This is a genomic window from Stenotrophomonas sp. SrG (genome assembly GCF_050031795.1).
Lineage (GTDB): Bacteria > Pseudomonadota > Gammaproteobacteria > Xanthomonadales > Xanthomonadaceae > Stenotrophomonas > Stenotrophomonas rhizophila_A.
The window spans coordinates 46437-60302 of record NZ_JBNBBE010000001.1 but is presented as its reverse complement, the minus strand read 5'-3'; the positions used below and the strand labels follow the sequence as shown (position 1 = coordinate 60302).

Sequence of the window (13866 nt, the reverse complement as noted above, 5' to 3'; positions counted from 1 at the left end):
GCTCATGCCCCGGCGCTGGCCCTGGCCTGCAGCTGCTGCACCACCTGCCACCAGCCGGCCAGCGTGGTGTGCTCGGCCAGGTGGCCGAACTCCAGGGCGATGCCGGTATTGCTCCAGGCCAGCACCAGCCCGAGCACCCGCATCGAATCCAGGCCCAGGTCCATCAGGTGGTCGTCATCGCCGACGGCGTCGGGCGCTTCGCCGAGCATGCCGGCCACATCGGCGCGCATCCGTTCCAGGGTCAGGGGCGCGGTGAGGGTGTCACTCATGCCAGGCGCTCCAGCAGCTGATCGGTGGTCATCGGCACGCCGCAGGTGCGGGCGATCCAGTGCAGCGCCTGGTCATGGTCGGCACGCGAGAAATCGGCCACCGCGTCGGCCGCGATGAACGCTTCGATATCGCGCTGGAATGCTTCGGCCACGGTGGCGGTGCAGCCGATATGCGCGTACACCCCGGTCACCAGCAGCTGGTCGCGGCCGCGTGCGCGCATCATCGTCTCCAGGTTGCTGCGCTGGAAGGCGCTGTAGCGGTGCTTGACCAGTACGTGGTCGCCTTCGGCGGGTGCCAGTGCAGCGATGATCGCCTCGTGTTCGCGGGTTGCCTGCATGCCCGGCCCCCACAGGTCTGCCTGCAGGCCGCGGTCACGCCGGTCCTGGTTGCCGCGCTGGGCGGTGTAGAACACCGGTATGCCCTGCGCCCGGCAGTGCGCGACCAGCCGGACGATGTTGGCGGTTGCCGGGGCCAGCGGCGCGGCATCGGCGCCGAACGCGGCCAGGAAGTAGCGCTGCATGTCATGCACCAGCAGCGCGATGCGCGCCGGTTCAGGCTGCCACGGTCCGCGCGGCGCCGGCAGTTCGGCTGCCGTGGGCAGCGCGTAGGAGGGAATGGTGGGCAGCGCCATCAGCGCGGTTCTCCTGTCTGTTCGATATGGCGCGCACGCAGCTGCGCACGCAGTTCGCGGCGGCTGACCTTGCCCACCGCCGTGGTGCCGAAGGCGTCCACGAACACCACCTGGTCCGGCACCTTGAAAGCCGCAAGACCGCGGCTGCGCACCCACCCCTTCAGGCTGGCCGCGGTCGGGCGCTCGCCGCGCGTGATGACGAAGGCACAGCTGCGCTCGCCCAGGTACGGATCGGGCATGGACACCACCGCCGCGTCGAAGACGCTGGCGTGCGCGAGCAGGTGGTCTTCGATCTCCTCGGCCGAGATCTTTTCGCCGGCACGGTTGATGTGGTCGCCGGCGCGACCCTGCACCACCAGGTAGCCGCCCGGCAGCTGCTGGACCCTGTCGCCGGTGCGATAGAAGCCATCTTCGGTGAACGACCGCGCGTTCGCGCCGGGGTCGTTGTGGTAACCGCGGATCGTGTACGGGCCCCGCGTCAGCAGGTGGCCCACCTCGCCCGGCGCGACCGGGTGGCCGTGGTCGTCCACCACCAGCACTTCATCGTCGGGCGAGATCGGGCGGCCCTGGGTGTTCAGCACGCACTCCGGCGCATCGTGCAGGCGGGTGTAGTTGACCAGGCCTTCGGCCATGCCGAACACCTGCTGCAGCTGGCAGCCCAGCCCGTCGATGACCCGGCGCGCGGCTTCCGGCACCAGCTTGGCCCCGCCGACCTGCACCACCTGCAGGCTGGACAGGTCATGCGGGGTACGGGCTGCGGCCTGTGCCCACAGCAGCGCCAGCGGCGGCACCAGGCCCACGCAGGTCACCCGCTCGCGCGCGATCAGCGGGAACGCGGTGTCCGGGCCTGCGCCGGGGCTGAGCACCACCCGTGCCCCGGCATACAGTGCGCCGAAGAAGCCCGGCGAACTCATCGGGAAATTGTGCGCGGCCGGCAGCGCCACCAGGTACACGCTGTCGCGGCCGATGCCGCAGATCGCGTTGCTGGCGCGGAACGAATACAGGTAGTCGTCGTGGGTGCGCGGAATCAGCTTGGGCAGGCCGGTGCTGCCACCAGAGAGCTGCAGGAACGCCACCGACTGCGGGTCGGGATCCGGCGGCAGCGCGTCCTCGGGTCCGGCCAGCCCGGCGACGGAAAGGAATTCCGCTGCATCGCCGACAATCAGCACGTGGCGCACACTGGAGATGGACGCCTGCAGTTCGCGCGCGAGCGTGCGGTAGTCGAAACCCTCGTATGCCGACGCAGCAATGTAGGCGCTGGCTTCGGCCGTGCGCACCACGTGCGCTATCTCGGTCAGGCGATGGGCCGGCAGTGCATATACCGGGATCAACCCGGCGCGGAACAGCCCGCAGACCACGCTGACGAATTCGACCGTGTTGCCCAACTGCACCACCACCCGGTCACCCGGCGCCAAGCCAGCGGCCAGCAGGCCAGCACCGATGCGCCCTGCCTCCTGCCACAGCTGTGCGTAAGTCAGGCGGGTCTCGCCGCCGACCACGGCCACGTCGTCGGCGAACTGTCCGGCACGCTCGCGCAGGAAGCCGGGGAACGTTTCGCCACGCCAATAGCCGGCGGCGCGGTAGCGCGCGACCAGCGCCGGCGGCCAGACCTGGCGCAGTGGCACACGCGCCGGAGAAACGACTGCATTCATCAGAGTGTCCATCCTTCAATCCGTGGGGCGGCGTCCGCGCCCAGCGCGGCCAACAGGGCCCCGAACTTCACCCCGGTCTCGGCAACCTCCGCGGCCGGTTCCGAACCGGCGACGATGCCGGCGCCGGCATGGATGCGGGCCTGGTGGCCCTGCACGCGTGCGCAGCGGATCGCCACGTACCAGTCACCGTCGCCGTGCGCGTCCATCCAACCCACCGCGCCTGCATAGAAGCCGCGCTGCACCGGCTCAAGGCGGCGAATGGTATCCAACGCCAGTGCGGCAGGCGTGCCGCACACCGCCGGCGTGGGATGCAGTGCAGCCAGCAGCGTGGCCACCGAGGTGGACGGATCGCGCAGGCGTGCTTCGATGCGCGTGCCCAGGTGCCACAAGGTGGTGGTGGCGTGCAGGGTCGGCCGCGCTGCAGCGTCGATCCACTCGCAATACGGACGCAGCGCCGCCACGATGGCGTCGACCACATAGCGGTGTTCGTCATGGTCCTTCGCCGAGCCCAACAGCTCGCGGGCCGCCTGGGCGTCCTCATCCCGATCCGGGCGACGCCGGGCCGAGCCGGCCAACGGATGCGAAAACACCTGCGGTCCACGGCGCGACACCAGCAGCTCCGGGCTGGCACCCACCAGCCACGCTGGCGCATCGCCGGCGGCTACCGGCAGCGGGCACAGGTAGGTGACCGCGTCCGGGTCATGGCCCAGCCGCGCCACCAACGCACGCGGGTCGATCGCCGCGCGGCTGTGCACACGCAGCGTGCGGGCCAGCACCACTTTCTTGAGTTCTCCGTCGCGGTCGTGCAACCCTGCCAGTGCTTGCCGCACCGCGTCCGCGTACTGCGCGGCGTTCGGCTCGGCGTGGATGTCACCGCTGAACGGCAGTGCCGGCGTCACCACCTCCGCCACCCCCTGCGCCAGTGAGGCGGGCTGGTACAGCGCATCGTCACCCTTCGGATCGAACGGCACCGCGCCGACCAGCAGTGCCGGTGTGCGCCCTTCGCACGCGAAGAAGGTCCGCGCGCGGGCATCCAGCGTCGCGGTGCCGCCGGACGGAAGGGTGGCGTGGCAGCCACGTGCATCCAGCGTGCGCCCAGGCAGGCGCAGCAGGAAGTGCTCCGCTGCTTCGCCGGCACCGGGATCGCTCGCCTGCGCGATGGTATCGCTGTCCGCGCGCACTGTGTCGTTCATGCCGCGCGCCTCCCATCCAGGGTAGCCGCAGCCGCCAGCCCCAACAGCACCAGACCCACCAGCAGGTACGGCGCACTGGGGGCCGCGCGATACAGCAGCGTGCCCACCATCGGCCCGATCACCATGCCCAGGCCCTGCACGGAAGCCACCGCACCGGCAGCCGCGCCCTGCTCGTGCGCCTGCACCGAATCGGCAGCCAAGGCCTGGAACGAGGGAAACACAAACCCCATGCCGAACGCCGCCAGCGCATAGGTGGCCAGCAGCTGCCAGGGCGCCTGCACCAGCGACACCGCCGCAAAACCAACGCCGGAGATCACTGCACCCAGCGCTATCCAACGGCGTGGCGGCATGGTCTTGAAGGTCATCACGAGCATCTGGGCCACGATCAGCCCAGCCCCGACCGCCGTCAGCGCCAGGCCGGCCATGCGCGCGCCGGCCGCCGGCGCCAGCTGCAGGCGGTCGATGGCGAAGAACCCCACCGTGACCTGCGCAATGGTCACCGAGATCATCGCCGCGAACACCGCCATCACCGGCAGGCGCAGGCGCCGGTCATGCCACGCCAATGCCGCACGCGGGCCGCTGGCGGGCGCCGCCGGTGGTGGCGCCGACGGCAACCGCCAGGCGATCACCAGCAGCGCGAGCACCGGCAGCAGGGCGGCCACGTACAACGTGAGCGCAAGATCGTGGAACGCGACCCAGCCCGCTGCGGCGGGCCCGATCACCATGCCCAATGCATTGGCGCTGCCCAGTTTGGCCATCGCGCCGGCACGCTGCCCGGGAGCGGCTTCGTCGGCCACCAGCGCCGCGGCAGTGGGCGGCACGGCCGCATAGAACAGGCCGACCAGGGCGCGCGTGCCCACCAGCACCAGCACCGAAAGCCACACCGCCGGCGGTGCCTGCAACGCAGTGTCCACGAACACCGCCATCACGATATAGATCACCGCATACGCTGCCAGTGCGATCAGCAGTACACGGCGGCGCCCGATGCGGTCGCTCAGTGCGCCCCACCGTCGGGCCGACAGCATCCACAGCACGCCGGCCGCGGTAACCGACAACCCCGCATGCCATTCGGACATCCCCAGCAGGCGCACCACCGGGCCGATCACCGCCACGAACGCCATCATCGCCATGGTGCCGACCCACGCGGCGAAGACCAGAGCCGGCAAGCCGGATACCACGGGAATTGAACGCATGCATCACCACGACCGATCAGGAATGGACACGCACCGCGCGAAGGCGGGCGTTCGATTGATTCGGCTTCGTCGATTCAAGGACCGGCGTGGCTATCGTTTCAAATGATAACAGCTCGCATTTAGGTTTGCGCGATCAATGATTCCGGTGTTCATGATGCGGATCAACGCCGTCTTCCGCCGGCCCGACTAAGCTGCTCGCAACGTTCCACGGACATTCCCCCATGGCGTCACCTCCCCTGCCCGCGCTGCTTGCCAACGCACAGGGCTTCTCGCTGCAGATCCTCAGCCTGGCCGGTGAACTGTGGAACGGCGAGGTGCGCGAGGTGAGCATGCCGGGGAGCAATGGCCGCTTCGGGGTGATGGCCCGGCACGCACCGCTGCTGGGCACGCTGCGCGAAGGCATGGTGTCGGTGTATCCGCTCACGGCCGAACCGCCGCTGCACGTGTACGTGTCCGGTGGCTACGTGGAAGTGCAACCCGGCAAGGTGATCGTGATGGCCGACCTCGCCCTGCGCAGCGATGATCTCGACGAAGCACGCGCGCGGGTGGCCGCAGAGGCCGCACGCTCACCGATGGCACAGGCCTTCACCGACGAGGACTACGTGCGCCTGCACGCCGAGCTGATGCACCAGCGCGCCCTGCAGCTGCGCGGGCTGCCCTGGAAATAGCAACTCCGCCTTCACGCGAGCCCCACATAGACGTGCTCATGCTGAACAGGCGGTAGTGATAGATGACGCATACAAGATGTTGCATGGATACAGCGGCCTTTGGACCGGAGGATTCGGTCCCTCGCTGATCCTGGTACGACGTTGTGGTGCTACGGGGGTCGTGCGGTCCACCCAGTTCCGTTTCGGAGTCCAGTCATGACAGCCATTACCCCATGCGGCCCGCGCCGCATGCTCGTTACGGCCATCGCCGTGACGCTCGCGACCCTGCCCCTTGCTGCAGCAGCAGGCACGCTCACCGGCCCCGGCAGCACGCACACCATCCAGCCCGGCGACCTTCGTGAGGACTGGACCGTGTCCGACGGCGCCGAACTCACCATTGCCGCCGGTGGCCTGGCAGGCCCTACCCAGGTCGACAACGCGAGCGTGATCGGCACCGACGTGGACATCAGCGGGGTGTTCGGGATCCGCGTTGCCAACGGCGGCAGCGCCGACATCAACGGCGGCACGATGACCTTCACCTCTCCCTTCGCCGACGCTGGCGGGGTCTCGTCCGGCAGCACCATGGGCATCAACGCGGTCACCGTCACTTCCGCCGGGCGCGGCTTCAGCGCCACCGGCGACGGCAGCGAACTCACGTTGACCAACACGACCATTGCCGCCGGCGGCGAAGCGCTGCAGGTGGACGATGGTGCACTGCTGGTGCTGGACAACGTACAGGCCAGCTCGGATGGCAGCGCCAGCGGCGCCCTCGGCTACGGGCTGGACATGGCCGGTGGCACCGCCCGCGTCAGCAACAGCACGCTGTCGGGCTCGCTGGCCGGGGTGGCCATGACCGGCGGCGAGCTGGTCATGGACGCCTCGACGATCACGTCCAGCGGCACCGCGCTGTCGATGGTCGGCACCGGCACGGCCGGGCCTGCCGCAACGCTGTCGGGCTCCGAGGTAGCCGGCACCACCGGCGCCACCGTCACGCGCGGCGCCAGCCTGACCCTGGCGGGCAGCCAGGTGCGTGGCACGGCGGGCAGCGGCAGCGGCGCCAATAACGGCGTGGGCGTGGCGCTCAACAATGCCACGCTGGTCGTGTCGCAGGGCAGCACCCTGGAGGGCAGCAACAGTGCCCTGTCGATCACCGGCAGCGCGGCCGGCACCAGCACCGTGGTGGTGGACCAGTCGCGCCTTGTCTCGACCAACGGCCCGGCGATTGTCATGCCGCAGTCCGGCAATGCCGATCTCCGCATCGCCAACGGCTCCACCGTCGAGGCCGGCAACGGCGTGATCCTGCAGGTGGGGTCAGGCGCTACGGCCAACCTGGAGGTAGTGGCCTCCGCGCTGGTCGGCGACATCATCGGGCAGACCCGCGGGACCAGCAGCGCCGAGGTCAACATTGCGCTGGCCGAAGGCGCATCGCTGACCGGCGCGATCGTCAACGGCAACACGGTGGCACTGGCCGACGCTCAATGGCGACTGACCGGCAACAGCACGGTGCAGGACCTGTCGTTGAGCGGGGCTTCGCTGCTGGCGCTGGGTGACGGCACCACCTTCAACACCCTGCAGGTCGCCGGCAATTACGTCGGCGACGGCGGCACGCTGCTGTTCAACACGGTGCTGGCCGGCGACGACGCGTCATCCGACCGGCTGCTGATCGAGGGTGATACCAGCGGCCAGACCAACGTACGGGTCAACAACGTGGGCGGCGCCGGGGCGCAGACCAGCCAGGGCATCAGCCTGATCGAGATCGGCGGGGCATCCAATGGCACCTTCGACCTTGCCGGGCGCGCGGTGGGCGGCCAGTACGAGTACTTCCTGTTCAAGAGCGCTGCCGATGGCAACTGGTACCTGCGCTCGGAACTGCCCGACCCGTGCGACGCCGACCCGACCCAGCCCGGCTGTGTCGATCCCGAACCCGACCCCTGCCTGATCGATCCGACAGCGCCGGGCTGCGTGGATCCGGAACCGGACCCGTGCGCGATCGATCCCACCCTGCCCGAGTGCGTGGACCCCGAGCCGGTGCCGGTGCTGCGGCCGGAACCGGGCGCGTACCTGGCCAACCTGCAGGCTGCCGAAGGCATGTTCCGGCTCGGCTATCACGAGCGCCACGCGGGCCAGAACAGCGGGCGTGCCTGGGTGCGCGTGGACGGCGCGCGTTCGCGCTTCGATGCCGACAGTTCCCAGCTTGATGTACATGGCAGCAGCCAGGCGCTGAGCGTGGGTACCGACCTGCTGCGCAATGCCCAGGGCAGCGCGTTCGGGGTGATGCTGTCGAGCGGCAATGCCTCCAGCACCTCGACCAGCACGCTGACCGGGTACTACGCGCGCGGCAAGGTACGTGGGGCCGCATTGGGCGTGTATGCCACATGGCGCGCCGCCGCCGATGCCGATCCCTACACCGGTTTCTACCTGGACGGCTCGCTGCAGCACGCGCGCTTCTCCAACCGGGTGGAAGGCGCCGCGCTGGCCACCGAACGCTACGACACCCGCGCCTGGCAGGGCGCGCTGGAAGCCGGCCACGCGTTCCGCCTCGGCCGCGGCGAACACGGCGGCGTGTTCATCGAGCCGCAACTGCAGGTGGGCTACACGCGCTGGAACGATGTGCGCCATCTTGAACAGAACGGCACCCTGGTCACCACCGAGGACGCCAACGGCACGTTCGGCCGCGTGGGTGTCCGCCTTTCCGGCGTGACCCGGTGGGACGGCCTGGCGGCCAGCGTGCAGCCGTACATCGCCGCACACTGGATCCGCACCGGCGCGGACGCGCGCGTGCGCATGGATGATGAGCGGGTGGATGCACGCATTCCGCGCAACCGCGGCGAATTCAGTGCTGGTGCCTCGCTGGTGTTCGCCAACGGGTTTGGCGCGTGGGGCGGGTTGTCGCTGCAGCAGGGCCAGGGCTATTTCCAGCGCAGCGCGCAGCTGGGACTCAGCTATCGGTGGTGAGCCGTGTGGACAACAGGCCACGCCGCTTGAACCACCCTTCCAGCGGCAGCGTCACCAGCGGCGGCACCGCTGCCAGCAGCGCCAGGCCGGCGGCCCACCACGGCCAGCGCAGCTTCACTGCCGCCAGCACGGTGACCACCACGTAGACCATGAAGGCCACGCCATGCACCGGCCCGAACAGCGCCACGCCGGCGGTGGTCGGCTCGGCGGCGTGGTACTTCAGGTACATGCCGACCAGCAGCCCGGCCCAGGTAAACGCCTCGAACAAGGCGACAACGGCAAACACACGGCCCATCGGGTGCATCGGTACGGAAGCGCGCAAGACAGTCTCTGCAGGGGCGACAAGGCCGCCCATCATACCGTCTTGCGCGAATGCGACGCTTTCGCACTCAGACGAACATGCCGCCCGACGCTTCCACGCGCTGCGCGTTGATCCACGCCGTACGCGGCGACAGCAGCGCGGCGACGACCGGCCCGATATCGTCCGGCTGCCCTGCGCGACCCAGCGCGGTGTTGCCGGCCACCATCGCATTGATGTCGGCGTTGTCACGCACGTGCCCGCCGCCGAAGTCGGTTTCGATCGCGCCCGGTGCCAGCGTGTTGGCGCTGATGCCGCGCGCGCCCAGTTCCTTGGCCAGGTACCGGCTGAAGACTTCGATGCCGCCCTTCATCATCGCGTAGGCCGAACTGCCCGGCAGCGAGAAGCGGGCCAGGCCACTGGACACGTTGAGGATGCGGCCACCATCGGCGATCAGCGGCAGCAACGCCTGGGTCAGGAAGTACGGCCCTTTCAGGTGCACGGCAACCAGCTCGTCGAACTGGGCCGGCGTGGTGTCGGCGAAACCGGCATACAGGCCTTCGCCGGCGTTGTTGAACAGCCCCTGCAGGCCAGTCTCGCCCCAGGCCTGCAATTGCGCCTGCACGGCCGCGGCGAAGCCGGCAAAACCGGCGCTGTCGGCCATGTCCAGCGGCAGCGCGGCGGCACGTCGGCCCAGCGCCTGGATCTGGGCGACCACGGCGTCGGCCGCATCGGCCCGGCTGCGGTAGGTCAGCAGGATGTCGGCACCGTCGGCCGCCAGCGCCAGGGCGGCATTGCGGCCGAGGCCGCGGCTGCCGCCGGTGATCAGGACAACGCGTGAGGGGGAGTGGGACATGGGGTGCTCCTGGGTGAGGTGTGACGCCAGACTATTGGCATTGCGCCATCACATAAACCGCGCGATCCTGATTTGACTGTCCAGCCAAAGCGAACAATCCATGGACCGCCTCGACCACCTGCGCAGTTTCCTGCGTGTTGCCGAACTGGGCTCGTTCACCGCCGCTGCCGAGCAGCTGGGCCTGCCCAAGGCCAGCGTTTCGCTGGCCGTGCAGCGGCTGGAAGCGGAAGTGGGCGTGCAGCTGCTGCACCGGACCACCCGCCGGGTGCGGCTGACGGCCGACGGCGCGCAGTTCCAGCAGCGCGCCCGCGACCTGCTGGACGACATGGAGGATCTGCAAGGCATGTTCCGCCGTGACACCCAGCTCAAGGGCCGGCTGCGGGTGGACATGTCCAGCGGGCTGGCCCGGCAGCTGGTGATTCCCCACCTGCCGGACTTCCTGGCCCGGCACCCGGGACTGGAGATCGAGCTGAGCGGCACCGACCGCCGCGTCGACCTGGTCCGCGAAGGCTTCGACTGCGTGGTCCGGGTCGGCCCATTGGACGACAACACGCTGGTGGCGCGCCCGCTGGGGGTGATGCACATCGTCAACTGCGCCAGCCCGGCCTATCTCGCCGAACGCGGCGTCCCGCGCGCGGTGACGGACCTGGCGGCGCATGCGCTGGTGCATTACGTGGGCACGCTCGGCCAGCGTTCGCCCGGCTTCGAGTACCACGACGGCCAGGACTACCGCAGCCTGCCGATGGGCGGCGCCATCACCGTCAACAGCGGCGAGGCCTACAGCGCGGCGGCACTGGCCGGGCTGGGCATCATCCAGGTCCCGCGGCTGGGCGCCCGCGCGGCACTGGCGGCCGGAACCTTGGTGGAAGTGCTGCCGGACTGTGTGGCCGAGCCGATGCCGGTGACCCTGCTGTATGCCCAGCGACGGCACCTGCCGCGCCGGGTTTCAGCATTCATGGACTGGTTGGCGGCCCTGCTCACGCCCGAGCTGCTGCGGACGTCGTGAACCGCAGAACTTGCAGGTAAGCTGGGCGCCCTCGTGTAATCGTTTCCAGCACCATGCAGGCATCGCCCGACGTTCTGACTGCCCCCCGCCAGCGCGCCGAACAGCACGCCACCCGCGCCGCGTTTTTCCTGCCCGGCTTCGCCACCGCCGCCTGGGCGCCCCTGGTGCCATTCGCCAAGAGCCGCACCGGACTGGATGAAGGATCGCTGGGCCTGGTGCTGTTGTGTCTGGGCGCCGGTTCGCTGCTGGCGATGCCATTGGCCGGCATCCTGGCCGCCCGCCATGGCTGCCGCGCGGTGATGATCGCCACCCTGCTGATGGTGATGGCCAGCCTGCCGCTGCTGGCCGTCGCGCCCTCGCCGTGGACACTGGGCTTGGCCCTGTTCGTGTTCGGCGCCGGTGTGGGCGCCTGCGATTGCACCATGAACATCCAGGCGGTGATGGTGGAGCGCGACAGCGGGCGGCCGATGATGTCCGGCTTCCACGCCTTCTACAGCATCGGCGGTGCGGTGGGGGCCGCGGCGATGACCGCGCTGCTCGCGCTGCGGCTGCCACCGCTGTGGGTGTGCGTGCTCGCCTCGATAGCGATGGTGGTGGTGCTGGCGGTTTCAGTGCCGTACTGGCGGCGTGACCGCGCGCCGAGCGGCGCGCCGGTGTTTGCGATCCCGCATGGCGTGGTGCTGGCGATCGGCGTGCTCTGTTTCGTCGCGTTCCTTGCCGAAGGCGCCATGCTCGACTGGAGCGCGGTGTTCCTGCATGAAGTGCAGCAGGTGCCGCCGGACCGCGCCGGCCTGGGCTTCATGACCTTCGCCATCGCCATGACCCTCACCCGCCTGGTCGGCGACGGCATCGTGGCGAAACTTGGTCGCCTGCGCGCGATCCTGCTGGGCAGCATCGTGGCCGCGGCAGGTTTCGTCATCGCCACCTTTGCCGGCGCCCTGCTGCCGGCCCTGCTCGGCTACGCACTGATCGGCCTGGGCTGCGCCAATATCGTGCCGGCGCTGTTCTCCATGGCCGGCAACCAGAACACCATGCCCGAAAGCCTGGCCATCCCCGCCATCACCACCCTGGGCTACGCCGGCGTGCTGGCCGGCCCGGCCCTGATCGGCTTCGTCGCCCAGGCCAGCAGCCTGGTAACGGCCTTCTGCCTGGTGGCCGCTGCCCTGCTGCTGGTCGGCATCACCGCACGCTGGGTGAAGGCGTAGGGACACGCCCCGCGTGCCTGCAACGCTCAATCAATGGGCTAGCGCGTAATCGATTGCCGCGCACACCGCCGCCACCTGTGCATCGTTGCACTGCTGCGGGGTCGCACGCGGACTGTCCGGATAGACCTCGGTGGTGGTGGTGAAGCGCGCCCCGGTGATGCTGGCGCACAGCCCCAGCTTCTTCAGCGGATATTCGATCACGCCCGGCGCCACCACCGGCGAACCGATGATTTCATTCTTGTCGTCGGCCGGGGCGATATGGGTCACCTTCTCCACCGCCGCGTTGACCGCCTGCTGGAACGCCGGCTGCGGGTTTTCGGTGTCGTCCACCAGGTAGAAGCCATCGGGAATCAGCCCCGGGGCGAACGGCTTGCCATCGCGCGCGGCCAGCGCCGGGCGGAACTCGCTTTCGTCGCTGTCGGTGGTTTCGTGCAGGTCGATGTGCAGCACCATGCCGTCACGCAGGGGTGCCACCAGCGCCATCAGCGCCGCCGATTCCTGCGCCGGGCTGTCGGCCACGAACGAGCGGTTCGGGTCGGTCGCATCGGCATTCCAGCGCTGGAAGCGCTCGTAGCCCCACGGGCTCACGCACGGCGCCACCAGCACATTGGCACGCCCGGCGTAGTCGGCGGCACGCGTGGCCAGGAACTGCAGCGCGCCTTCCACGCCGCTGGTTTCGTAGCCGTGCACGCCACCGGTGACCAGCACCGACGGCAGCGCCGGGTTCCAGTCGCGGCTGCGCACGGCAAACAGCGGGTAGCGGTCCGGTGCGTACTCCAGGGTGCCGTACTGGACCACCTCGAACCCGGCGCGCAGCCGTTCCAGCACCGGCAGCACATCGTCGGCATAGCGCCGCACCGGCAACTGCCGCGCCCGCCACTCCGCCTTCTCTGCAGCGCCCCAGGGCTGGCCGGGGGTACCGATGGGATAGAAGCGGGTGTCATTCATGGCGGGGCTCGCGGTTGTCACGGAAGAACCGTGATTTTAGCCTGCACCCCACGCCCCTACCAATCGCCGTGGCTCCCCGCCATCATGGGCTGGCATGACCGTCATGCGCCTCCGCTGCCCTCATGGCCCGCGAAAACTTCAACGATCTGCAGGTCTTCGTGACCGTGGCGCGCGAGCGCAGCTTCACCCGCGCTGCGGCGCAACTGGGTGTTTCGCAGTCCGCGCTGAGCCATACCGTGCGCGCACTGGAGGAACGACTCGGGGTGCGGCTGTTGACCCGCACCACCCGCAATGTGTCGATGACCGAGGCCGGCGAGCGTCTTTACCTGAGCGTGGCACCGCGGCTGGAGGAAATCGAAGCTGAAATTGCGGCGGTGGCGGAATACCGTGACCATCCCGCCGGCACCATCCGCATCACCGCGTCCGAACACGTGGCCAACACGGTGGTGTGGCCCCGCCTGGCCGATGTACTGCCCCGCTACCCTGACCTGAAGGTGGAACTGACCATCGACTACGGCCTGGCCGATATCGTCGAACAGCGCTACGACATCGGCATCCGGCTCGGTGAACGGGTCGCGCAGGGCATGATCGCCGTGCCGGTCACCGGCCCGCAGCGGATGGCGATCGTCGGCAGTCCCGCGTACTTCAGGACCCACGCCGCACCGCAACGGCCGGGCGACCTGGCCGCGCATGACTGCATCGGCCTGCGCCTGCCCACCCATGGCGGCTTGATGGTGTGGGACCTGCGCAAGGACGAGCAGAACGTCAACGTGCGCGTACAGGGCCAGTGGACCTTCAACAGCAGCATCGCCATGCACCGCGCCGCGCTGGCCGGCGCCGGGTTGGCCTACCTGCTGGAAGACATGGTGCTGGAGGACATCGCGGCCGGGCGCCTGCAACGGGTGATGCAGGACTGGTGCGATGTGTTCGACGGCTTCCATGCCTACTACCCCAGCCGCCGGCAGTCCTCCAGCGCACTGCGCGTGGTGATCGACGCGCTGCGCGTGTAACG

Annotated in this window: 13 protein-coding genes; 5 read left to right on the top strand and 8 right to left on the bottom strand. The window is 69.4% G+C overall.

The genetic code is table 11. The features are described from left to right. Window positions 1-2 precede the first annotated feature (2 nt). From ACQG3P_RS00290 to ACQG3P_RS00270, 5 genes are read right to left on the bottom strand one after another with little or no spacing between them, the layout of a single operon-like run. The gene (locus tag ACQG3P_RS00290; RefSeq protein WP_426803817.1) at window positions 3-269 is read right to left on the bottom strand and encodes a phosphopantetheine-binding protein; all 267 of its coding nucleotides are present in this window, start codon (window positions 267-269) and stop codon (window positions 3-5) included. Next, a complete protein-coding gene (locus ACQG3P_RS00285; RefSeq protein WP_093535748.1) occupies window positions 266-901 on the bottom strand; it encodes an isochorismatase family protein in 636 nt (211 codons plus the stop codon). The genes ACQG3P_RS00290 and ACQG3P_RS00285 overlap by 4 nt, the downstream gene beginning before the upstream one ends. Beyond that, the gene (locus tag ACQG3P_RS00280) at window positions 901-2553 is read right to left on the bottom strand and encodes a (2,3-dihydroxybenzoyl)adenylate synthase (protein ID WP_426803816.1); all 1653 of its coding nucleotides are present in this window, start codon (window positions 2551-2553) and stop codon (window positions 901-903) included. Before ACQG3P_RS00280 ends, ACQG3P_RS00285 begins: the two co-directional genes overlap by 1 nt. Next, the gene (locus ACQG3P_RS00275; protein WP_426803815.1) at window positions 2553-3746 is read right to left on the bottom strand and encodes an isochorismate synthase; all 1194 of its coding nucleotides are present in this window, start codon (window positions 3744-3746) and stop codon (window positions 2553-2555) included. Before ACQG3P_RS00275 ends, ACQG3P_RS00280 begins: the two co-directional genes overlap by 1 nt. Further along, complete coding sequence (locus tag ACQG3P_RS00270) at window positions 3743-4939, bottom strand: MFS transporter (protein ID WP_426803814.1); 1197 nt, start codon at window positions 4937-4939, stop codon at window positions 3743-3745. The genes ACQG3P_RS00275 and ACQG3P_RS00270 overlap by 4 nt, the downstream gene beginning before the upstream one ends. 221 nt (window positions 4940-5160) lie before the next feature. On the opposite strand from ACQG3P_RS00270, the gene atpC reads away from it, so the two are divergent. Together atpC and ACQG3P_RS00260 are read left to right on the top strand one after the other, a co-directional pair. Beyond that, window positions 5161-5607: an ATP synthase F1 subunit epsilon gene (atpC, locus tag ACQG3P_RS00265; protein ID WP_426803813.1), complete on the top strand. Its 447-nt coding sequence runs from the start codon at window positions 5161-5163 to the stop codon at window positions 5605-5607. A gap of 195 nt (window positions 5608-5802) precedes the next feature. Continuing rightward, window positions 5803-8541 (top strand): autotransporter outer membrane beta-barrel domain-containing protein, encoded by a 2739-nt coding sequence (locus tag ACQG3P_RS00260; protein WP_426803812.1) that lies wholly within the window; start codon window positions 5803-5805, stop codon window positions 8539-8541. Here the strand turns inward: ACQG3P_RS00260 and ACQG3P_RS00255 are convergent. Continuing rightward, window positions 8525-8845, bottom strand: a complete 321-nt coding sequence (locus tag ACQG3P_RS00255) for a DUF3817 domain-containing protein (protein WP_068852380.1) — start codon at window positions 8843-8845, stop codon at window positions 8525-8527. The two genes, ACQG3P_RS00260 and ACQG3P_RS00255, sit on opposite strands and share 17 nt — an antisense overlap. Before the next feature lie 85 nt (window positions 8846-8930). Continuing rightward, entirely contained in the window at window positions 8931-9695 is a 765-nt protein-coding gene (locus tag ACQG3P_RS00250) for an SDR family NAD(P)-dependent oxidoreductase (protein WP_426803811.1), read from the bottom strand. Between the two features lie 100 nt (window positions 9696-9795). Between ACQG3P_RS00250 and ACQG3P_RS00245 the strand changes: the two genes are divergently transcribed. Both ACQG3P_RS00245 and ACQG3P_RS00240 read left to right on the top strand, forming a co-directional pair. Further along, complete coding sequence (locus ACQG3P_RS00245) at window positions 9796-10701, top strand: LysR substrate-binding domain-containing protein (RefSeq protein WP_426803810.1); 906 nt, start codon at window positions 9796-9798, stop codon at window positions 10699-10701. A 53-nt stretch (window positions 10702-10754) separates the two neighbouring features. Next, the gene (locus tag ACQG3P_RS00240) at window positions 10755-11906 is read left to right on the top strand and encodes an MFS transporter (protein ID WP_426803809.1); all 1152 of its coding nucleotides are present in this window, start codon (window positions 10755-10757) and stop codon (window positions 11904-11906) included. A gap of 30 nt (window positions 11907-11936) precedes the next feature. Here ACQG3P_RS00240 and ACQG3P_RS00235 read toward each other — a convergent pair whose 3' ends face one another. Next, window positions 11937-12854 (bottom strand): M14 family metallopeptidase, encoded by a 918-nt coding sequence (locus ACQG3P_RS00235; RefSeq protein ID WP_426803808.1) that lies wholly within the window; start codon window positions 12852-12854, stop codon window positions 11937-11939. Window positions 12855-12976: 122 nt separating this feature from the next. Between ACQG3P_RS00235 and ACQG3P_RS00230 the strand changes: the two genes are divergently transcribed. Beyond that, window positions 12977-13864 carry a LysR family transcriptional regulator gene (locus ACQG3P_RS00230; RefSeq protein WP_095363918.1) on the top strand — a complete coding sequence of 296 codons (888 nt, stop codon included), beginning with the start codon at window positions 12977-12979 and terminating at the stop codon, window positions 13862-13864. The last annotated feature ends 2 nt before the right edge of the window (window positions 13865-13866 follow it).

Excerpts from the sequence above, each read along its gene's own strand:
- ACQG3P_RS00255 (WP_068852380.1), bottom strand. The coding sequence starts at position 8,845 with ATGCACCCGATGGGCCGTGTGTTTGCCGTTGTCGCCTTGTTCGAGGCG.
- ACQG3P_RS00285 (WP_093535748.1), bottom strand. The coding sequence starts at position 901 with ATGGCGCTGCCCACCATTCCCTCCTACGCGCTGCCCACGGCAGCCGAA.
- ACQG3P_RS00280 (WP_426803816.1), bottom strand. The coding sequence starts at position 2,553 with ATGAATGCAGTCGTTTCTCCGGCGCGTGTGCCACTGCGCCAGGTCTGG.
- atpC (WP_426803813.1), top strand. The coding sequence starts at position 5,161 with ATGGCGTCACCTCCCCTGCCCGCGCTGCTTGCCAACGCACAGGGCTTC.
- ACQG3P_RS00245 (WP_426803810.1), top strand. The coding sequence starts at position 9,796 with ATGGACCGCCTCGACCACCTGCGCAGTTTCCTGCGTGTTGCCGAACTG.
- ACQG3P_RS00275 (WP_426803815.1), bottom strand. The coding sequence starts at position 3,746 with ATGAACGACACAGTGCGCGCGGACAGCGATACCATCGCGCAGGCGAGC.
- ACQG3P_RS00250 (WP_426803811.1), bottom strand. The coding sequence starts at position 9,695 with ATGTCCCACTCCCCCTCACGCGTTGTCCTGATCACCGGCGGCAGCCGC.
- ACQG3P_RS00260 (WP_426803812.1), top strand. The coding sequence starts at position 5,803 with ATGACAGCCATTACCCCATGCGGCCCGCGCCGCATGCTCGTTACGGCC.
- ACQG3P_RS00270 (WP_426803814.1), bottom strand. The coding sequence starts at position 4,939 with ATGCGTTCAATTCCCGTGGTATCCGGCTTGCCGGCTCTGGTCTTCGCC.
- ACQG3P_RS00240 (WP_426803809.1), top strand. The coding sequence starts at position 10,755 with ATGCAGGCATCGCCCGACGTTCTGACTGCCCCCCGCCAGCGCGCCGAA.
- ACQG3P_RS00290 (WP_426803817.1), bottom strand. The coding sequence starts at position 269 with ATGAGTGACACCCTCACCGCGCCCCTGACCCTGGAACGGATGCGCGCC.
- ACQG3P_RS00230 (WP_095363918.1), top strand. The coding sequence starts at position 12,977 with ATGGCCCGCGAAAACTTCAACGATCTGCAGGTCTTCGTGACCGTGGCG.
- ACQG3P_RS00235 (WP_426803808.1), bottom strand. The coding sequence starts at position 12,854 with ATGAATGACACCCGCTTCTATCCCATCGGTACCCCCGGCCAGCCCTGG.